The sequence below is a fragment of the Candidatus Pelagibacter communis genome (assembly GCF_001180205.1).
Taxonomy (GTDB): Bacteria; Pseudomonadota; Alphaproteobacteria; order Pelagibacterales; family Pelagibacteraceae; genus Pelagibacter; species Pelagibacter ubique_O.
This window is the reverse complement of the sequence record NZ_CVSU01000127.1, coordinates 1-7390: the sequence shown is the minus strand read 5'-3', so window position 1 is coordinate 7390 and position 7390 is coordinate 1. Positions and strand designations below refer to the sequence as shown.

8 protein-coding genes are annotated in these 7390 nt (G+C 26.3%); 5 read left to right on the top strand and 3 right to left on the bottom strand.

Annotation, left to right across the window (positions count from 1 at the left end):
- From AMO08_RS05605 to AMO08_RS05585, 5 genes are all read left to right on the top strand, one after another.
- A partial coding sequence (locus AMO08_RS05605) for a DegT/DnrJ/EryC1/StrS family aminotransferase (protein WP_075485983.1) occupies window positions 1-885 on the top strand: 885 nt, incomplete at its 5' end.
- A gap of 3 nt (window positions 886-888) precedes the next feature.
- Entirely contained in the window at window positions 889-2034 is a 1146-nt protein-coding gene (locus AMO08_RS05600; RefSeq protein WP_075485982.1) for a hypothetical protein, read from the top strand.
- A gap of 3 nt (window positions 2035-2037) precedes the next feature.
- Entirely contained in the window at window positions 2038-3156 is a 1119-nt protein-coding gene (locus tag AMO08_RS05595) for a radical SAM/SPASM domain-containing protein (RefSeq protein WP_075485981.1), read from the top strand.
- A 7-nt stretch (window positions 3157-3163) separates the two neighbouring features.
- Complete coding sequence (locus tag AMO08_RS05590) at window positions 3164-4945, top strand: thiamine pyrophosphate-binding protein (RefSeq protein WP_075485980.1); 1782 nt, start codon at window positions 3164-3166, stop codon at window positions 4943-4945.
- 16 nt (window positions 4946-4961) lie between these two features.
- Window positions 4962-5822, top strand: a complete 861-nt coding sequence (locus tag AMO08_RS05585) for a phytanoyl-CoA dioxygenase family protein (RefSeq protein WP_075485979.1) — start codon at window positions 4962-4964, stop codon at window positions 5820-5822.
- A 7-nt stretch (window positions 5823-5829) separates the two neighbouring features.
- On the opposite strand, the gene AMO08_RS05580 is transcribed toward AMO08_RS05585, so the two are convergent.
- The 3 genes from AMO08_RS05580 to AMO08_RS05845 all read right to left on the bottom strand — a co-directional run.
- A complete protein-coding gene (locus AMO08_RS05580) occupies window positions 5830-6531 on the bottom strand; it encodes a cupin domain-containing protein (RefSeq protein WP_075485978.1) in 702 nt (233 codons plus the stop codon).
- Window positions 6512-7048 carry a DJ-1/PfpI family protein gene (locus AMO08_RS05575; RefSeq protein WP_075485977.1) on the bottom strand — a complete coding sequence of 179 codons (537 nt, stop codon included), beginning with the start codon at window positions 7046-7048 and terminating at the stop codon, window positions 6512-6514. The genes AMO08_RS05580 and AMO08_RS05575 overlap by 20 nt, the downstream gene beginning before the upstream one ends.
- Before the next feature lie 53 nt (window positions 7049-7101).
- Window positions 7102-7390 (bottom strand): NUDIX hydrolase (locus AMO08_RS05845; protein WP_179850759.1); only part of this gene is annotated, 289 nt, incomplete at its 5' end.

The following is a 7390-nucleotide window of genomic DNA, read 5'->3' as shown; positions in this document are numbered from 1 at the left end:
GGGATAAAAAGAGGGGACGAGGTTATAACACCGCCAAATTCTTTTGTTGCTTCAACGGCAGCGATTATTCATCTTGGGGCCAAACCAATATTTGTAGATGTTTTAGAAGATCAAAATTTAGATTTTTCCAAAATAGAAAAATCTTTAACAAAAAAAACTAAGGCTATTATGCCCGTTCATCTTACAGGTAGGCCTTGTGAAATGAAAGAGATTATGAAAATCGCAAAAAAATACAATCTTAAAGTTATTGAAGATTCTGCACAATCTATAGGAACAAGATACAATCAAAAAAAAGTTGGAACTATTGGAGACATAGGCTGCTTTTCTGCCCATCCGTTAAAAAATTTAAATGCATTAGGTGATGCGGGTTATTTAGCTACTAACAGCAAAAAAATATATGAAAAAATAAAAGATTTAAGCAATCATGGAATGACAAAAAGAAATACAATTTATCGTTTTGGACATGTGTCTAGAATGGACTCGCTTCAAGCATCAATACTAGGATTTAAATTGAAAAATTTAAATTCAGTTATTCTACAAAGAAGAAAAAATTATGAAATTTACAGAAATAATTTAAACAGAAAACATATATTCTTTCCTGAAGAAAAAAAATATCAATACAACACTTACCATACTTTTGTGATTCAAGTTAAAAATAGAAATAAATTAAAAAAATTTTTAGAGGCAAAAAAAATTGAAACATCAATACATTACCCAGTTCCAATACACTTGCAGCCGGCTGCAAAATTTTTAGGTTATAAAATTGGTGATTTTCCAATCGCAGAAAATCAGTCAAAAAAAATACTTACTCTTCCAATTCATCAAGATTTGAGACAAATTGATATTTTAAGAATTTGCAAAGAAGTAAATTCGTTTTATAATTAAATTATGATCATTGATTATAAAAATTTAATTAGCCAGTATGATGAAAATTTATTATCTAAACTGAGAGGTTTTGGAGAGGAAGAATTTTTAAAGTTTTGGGTGCCTGACTCTGAAAAGTTAAAAAGTATATATAATTTAATTGATGCTCTTGTAGAAAGCCAGACATATAATGCAGAATTGATCAATCTAGATTTATCACAGGAAGAAGAAAAAGACTTACAAAAATTATTAAATATTGCAATTAATAAAATTGAATTAAATAAATTAATAATAGATATTAATAAAAAAAAATACATCGATTTTAAAAAAGAAAATAAAAAAGTAATTTCTGAAGTAAAAAAGGTAAAAGATGCTGAGATATTATCAAAATTAGATGATTTAAAATATGACGAAAGTATTAGTGAAAAATATAACGAAATAGAAAGAATAATAAAAAAACTAAATTTTAATGATAAAAAAAAAAACAAAGAAAAAAACGAGGAAAGTTATGTTTTAAATCTATCTGATAATTCGACATTAGAATATTACATTAATATTGACAGTGGAGTAATAACTAATGCTTTCCACAACTCAAAGAACATAGATAAAAAATCAATTATTTTAGACACTTTATGTGATCAAATTATTAATAAAGGTATATCAGAAGTCGCTGATCATGCTGTTATATATGTAGAGCATTTTTTAAGGTCTAAAATCAAATATAAAAAAGAATTTGGAATATTTCTTCCAAGAAATTCAGGAGGAATTTTTAATTTAATTGAGAAAAACCTTAGATCATCAAGAGATCGTTTTTATAATAAAGCAAATATTGAAAAAAAAGAAATAAATAAAGAGTATAAAGATACATCAAAGGATTGGATTAAATTAAGTTTTGAAGATCAAAAGTCTAAAATTGATGAAATACTTGAGAAGAATATTTTTAGACAATTTAATGTTAATAGTTCTGACATAATTTTGAAAAGAGTTATTCAAGGAAATAGGCTTGAATTTATACTTTCTGACAATTTGAAAGGAGATTTTGAGGATAATAAATTATTTAAAATAGAAGAGGTATTTAAAGAAAAAATTGATTCAAGTATTGAGTTGCTTAGTATAGAAGAAAAAGATAGTAATAAGCTAAGATTGAGTAATGCTCCAAAAGCAATTTAAATTATGGAAGAACATAAAGAACTTATTTTAGACGGTACAAAAATAAATTGGCACCTTGAGCGTGTCCAGGCATGGGAAAGAGGTGAAAGAATCGCTCCCATCACAATCGACATGGCATTAACGAGAGCATGTAATTATTCCTGCCATTTTTGTTATGCAATGTTCCAGGAAAATGATAGAAAAAAAATTACTAAAGAGGTTATTTTTAACTTTTTAGAAGATTGTGCTGAAATCGGTGTTAAAGGTATAAGTTTCGTATCAGACGGGGAAAGCACAATTTCACCAGTTTTTATTGATGCTTGTAAAAAAGGTCATGAATTAGGAATTTCAATGGCTGTTGGAACTAATGCATTTGTATTAACTAAAAACAGACTAGAGGAATTGTTACCTTATCTTACATATCTTAGAGTTAACTTTTCAGCAGGCGAAAGAAAAAGATATGCAGAAATTATGGGAGTAAAAGAGTCTGCTTTTGATAGAGTCTGCCAAAATATAAGAGATATGATGGAAATTAAGAAAAGAGACAATCTTTCTGTTACAGTAGGTATGCAAATGGTGTTAATGCCTGAAGATGGTGATCAAATAATTCCTTTAGCAAAATTAGGAAAAGAACTAAGACCTGATTATGCTATTATTAAACATTGTTCAGACAATGAAGATGGTGGTTTGGGTGTTGATTATAGTGCTTATGAAAAGCTATATAGTCGCCTAAAAGAGGCTGAAAGTTATTCAGATGAAGAATACAAATGTGTTATAAAATGGTCAAAAATCAAAGATCAGGGAAACAATGGTAGAAGTTACCAGAGATGCTACGGCACGCCTTTCTTTCTTCAGATGTCAGGTTCGGGTATGGTTGCACCTTGTGGTTCATTATTTAATGAAAAATATAAGAAATTTCATATTGGAAATATATGTGATAAGAGATTTAAAGATATTTGGGCTTCAGATAAATATTGGGAAGTTATGAATTATCTAGCTTCACCAAATTTTAATGCTCAAAAAATGTGTGCCTCGCTATGTTTGCAGCATAAAGTTAATGAGTCACTTGATAATCATTTAAAAGGTAAATCAAAACTCGAAAAACCAAATACCTCCCCACCAGATCATATAAATTTTATCTAATATTTAAATGAAGGTTTCTGATTTTGTTGTAAAATTTTTTGAAGATCATAAATTTAAGTATGTTTTTGGAGTAACAGGTGGTGGAGCCATGCATCTTAATGATTCATTTGGCAGTAGCAAAAAAATAAAATTTATTATGCAACACCATGAACAGGCAGCTAGCATGTCTGCAGAGTCTTACGCAAGAACTACAGGAAAAGTAGGATTGTGTAATGTTACAACGGGTCCAGGAGGAACAAATGCTATAACAGGTTTAGTAGGAGCTTGGATTGATTCAATTCCAATGATTATAATTTCTGGTCAAGTAGCCACGAAGGATATGATTAATAAAACAAATACCAGGCAAATTGGAGTTCAAGAAATTAATATTTTGGACATTGTAAAGCCAGTTGTAAAATATAAAGCTATAATTACAGATGAAAAAGATATTTTATACGAACTCCAAAAAGCTCTTTTTCTATGTAAAAATGGAAGACCAGGACCAGTTTGGATTGATATTCCTCTAGATATACAAGCAAAATTAATTAATCCAAAAAAAATTAGGAGCTTTAAAGAAAAAAAATTTAAAAATATCATTAAAGATTCAGATCTAAAAAAAATAATTAGTTTAATTGATAAATCTGAAAGACCTTCGATAGTTATTGGTAATGGAATACATATTAGTAATTCTTCAAAAATTTTAAAAAAAGTAATTAAAAAACTTTCTTTTCCAGTTTTAAGTAGTTGGAATGCATCAGACATATTAGAAACATCAAACAGAAATTATATAGGAAGATTCGGTATTTTCGGTGATAGAGCTGCCAATTTTACGATTCAAAATTCAGATCTTGTTATAGTTTTAGGTTCTAGATTGTCTCAACCGCAAAGAGGTTACAACGACAATTTATTTATACCAAGTGGAAAAATTATCATGATTGATATTGATAATAATGAAATAAAAAAATTTAAAAAAAAAATAGCTTTTTCGATAAAAGCAGATCTTAATTTATTTTTAAGCAAATTTAATAAATATTTAAAAAATAAGTCTTTTTTAAATCAAAACACTAAAAAATGGTTAAAGTTTTCAAGAAGTCAAAAAAATAAATATAGTGTGTTTAACGAAAATCATAAAAATTTAGGAAAAGTTAACTCTTTTCTTTTTATCAAAACCTTAAGTAAATTAACAAAAACAAATACAAATATAGTTACTGACATGGGAACAAGTTTTACTTGTACCATGCAAAGTATGTCTTTAAAAAAAAATCAAAGATTATTTACCTCATCTGGACTAGCTGCAATGGGCTGGGGTTTGCCAGGATCAATAGGATCATATTTTGGAGATAAGAAAAAAAATATAATTTGTATAGCAGGAGATGGAGGTGTTATGTTTAATATTCAAGAATTACAAACAATTATCCATCACAAAATACCTGTTAAAATTTTTATATTATTTAATAATGGATATTTAACTATGAAATTAATGCAAAAAAAAAATTTCAAAAAATATGTTGGGTCGGATCCTGTCTCGGGTATATCTTGCCCAAATTTTATAAAAATAGGAAAAGCCTTTGGAATTAAATCTTTCAGTATAAAAAATTCAAAAAATTTAAAAGAAAAAATTAAAAAAATCCTAAATATAAATGGTCCAGTGATTTGTCAAATAGATATGCCAAATTTTCAACAATTAATTCCACGATTGCAAACGAAAATGACGAAAGAAGGTAAGTTTATACCAACTCCAATAGATAATTTATATCCATTTTTAGATGAAAAAGAATATTATTCAAATATAAAATATAAGACAAAATAATATAATTTTTAAAATTATGAAAATTAAAAAGTTTAATTTTAATGACACAAATATCGAAGACTTTTATATTAAAAATGGTTTTGTAGTAATAAGAAACTCAATTGAAAACAGATTTTTAAAAAAAATTTCAAGAAATATTTTAAGCCAAATTCAAAAGATTGAAAAGAAATCACAAAAAACAAAAAAAAGAATTGATTACCATGATATTTCAAATTTAATAATGAATAATTTTGAAAGTTCTCAAGATTATGATGATTTAATATTTCAAAATAAAACTAAATATATTATGAATAGATTGATTGGGAATGATCTTTGCGTATTGAACTATACAGCATTATGGATAAATGTTCCAACAAATACTAATCCTGTTTTAAATAAAAATGAACATGTTGATGCTTGGACAGGTACAAGCATCAACACAATTTTTTTAAAATTGCTTATTACTGATTGTGATAAATTTAATGGTGTTACAGTTTTTCCTGGAACTCATCTACATGGACTTTATCCGGTAAAAAATAGAACAATTGACTATAAAACGTTCGGAATAAAATTAGAAAAAGGTCTTAATTTAGTTTTAAAAAAAGGTGATATTTTAATTTGGCACCCGTTGTTGGTCCATTCTACAACTGGTCATTCAAAAAAAAATAAAAGAGTTTCATTTACTTTAAGATATACATCTACAGAAAATGAATTTAGCTCTCAAGAAAGAGCATTGGGATATAAAACTATTTCTGTAAGCTCAAATAATATAATTAGAAGATATATAGGTAACGATTTGTTACAGCCATTTAGAATTTATGGAGGAAAAGCGTCAATAGATAAACGTCTTGCTAAATTATATAATAAAAAATATTTTACCTCACTAAAAAAAAAATAATTAATATTTATTTACTTTCAATTTGCATTATCAAAAGCTTTTTAATTTGTTTAAAGTTCTTTAAGAGTATTTGAAGTGTTTCAGTCTTAATAATTTCTCCATAAGATATAATTTTCTGACCTTTTTTATTTTTTAAACTTCCATCAAGTATTGCTATTGTTGAATTTTTTTTATATTTCTTAATTTGATTAATTTTATTAATATACCTCAGAGTAATTTTAAGGTTTTTAAAATTATAGATATTTGGTGAATTTTGTTTTGGTTTTTTGAAAAAAAGATTATTTTTACTCATCTTTTGCAAGAAAGATTTACCCTCATAAGGCTTTGATTTTCTTCCATATTTATCTTCAAATCTAATGACGTCTTTTTTTTTATAAGGAGTTTCTAATTCCAAGACATACAATTCCCTTTTATTTGATGGATTAATTAATTTATGAAATAGACCTGGTCTAAAAATTAACCTAGATATTGGATTGTAAATTAAAGTATTTTTTTTATAAATTCCAACTTGAACTTTAGCTTTAATATTCAAAATTATAAATCCAGTTTTTTTTTCTGAGTGACAATGAAGAGAGGTTTCTTTTTTTGGATTTATTTTAAGAAGCGTTAATGCTATTTTTTTTTTATCTTGATAAATAACATATTCATTACCCCAAGGTTTAATTACATTACTATTCTCATAGTTTTTTTTACTTTTGGGATTTAACATGTTCAATAGCTGCTTTTAACCATGGAGCCATATCTTTATAGTGAGCTGTTGTAAAAATTCTTTGGTCAGCTACAACTTCATTATCAGTATAAATAGCACCAGCATTAATTATGTCATCTTTCATGCTGTAGTATCCAGAAATTTTCTTACCATTAACTACTTTTGCAGAAATTAAAAGTTGTGTACCGCTACAAATACAAGCTATTGTGTTTTTATTATTTAATTCATAAAAATCTTTTATAAACTTAATAAGCTGGTCATTTTGTCTAATTTTTTCCATTGCCTTTACACCTCCAGGCAAAACTAATAAATCATAATCACCATGAGAAATTTCATTAATATCTTTTACATTATGATCTTTATTAGGAGGCAGAACTGTACCCAAAATCCCATTTGTTGGTTTGCCACCTATAATACAAACGTCTAACTCGCATCTTTCTTCAAGTAATCTGTAATATGGATAAATAAATTCATGATCTTGTGCAAGTGGTCCCGATATAATTACAGCTTTAAACATATAAACTTTATACTAACATTGTGTTCTTTTACAACAGGATTTTGTTTTAAATTTTAAAGATATTTGTACGGAATTAATTTTTCTTTTTTAATTTTATTATAATAATGAAAACTTAATGCTGCGTAATCAAAAGGGTTAAATTTTAATTTTTTAATATTTTCAAATTTTGCAAATTTAAAATTTGACCCCTCAAATATTTTTATATTTTTTGGAATTTTATCTAAATTAAAAACAAAATAACTAATATTTCGAGTTAATCCAAGGTTTTTACCATGGATTATGAAATTTAAATTTTTTTTCGGTTTATTTATTTTAAGATTTGTTTCTTCTTTAATTTCTCTT

Coding starts and splice junctions, on each gene's coding strand:
- AMO08_RS05600 (WP_075485982.1), top strand. CDS start 889: ATGATCATTGATTATAAAAATTTAATTAGCCAGTATGATGAAAATTTA.
- AMO08_RS05595 (WP_075485981.1), top strand. CDS start 2,038: ATGGAAGAACATAAAGAACTTATTTTAGACGGTACAAAAATAAATTGG.
- AMO08_RS05590 (WP_075485980.1), top strand. CDS start 3,164: ATGAAGGTTTCTGATTTTGTTGTAAAATTTTTTGAAGATCATAAATTT.
- AMO08_RS05585 (WP_075485979.1), top strand. CDS start 4,962: ATGAAAATTAAAAAGTTTAATTTTAATGACACAAATATCGAAGACTTT.
- AMO08_RS05580 (WP_075485978.1), bottom strand. CDS start 6,531: ATGTTAAATCCCAAAAGTAAAAAAAACTATGAGAATAGTAATGTAATT.
- AMO08_RS05575 (WP_075485977.1), bottom strand. CDS start 7,048: ATGTTTAAAGCTGTAATTATATCGGGACCACTTGCACAAGATCATGAA.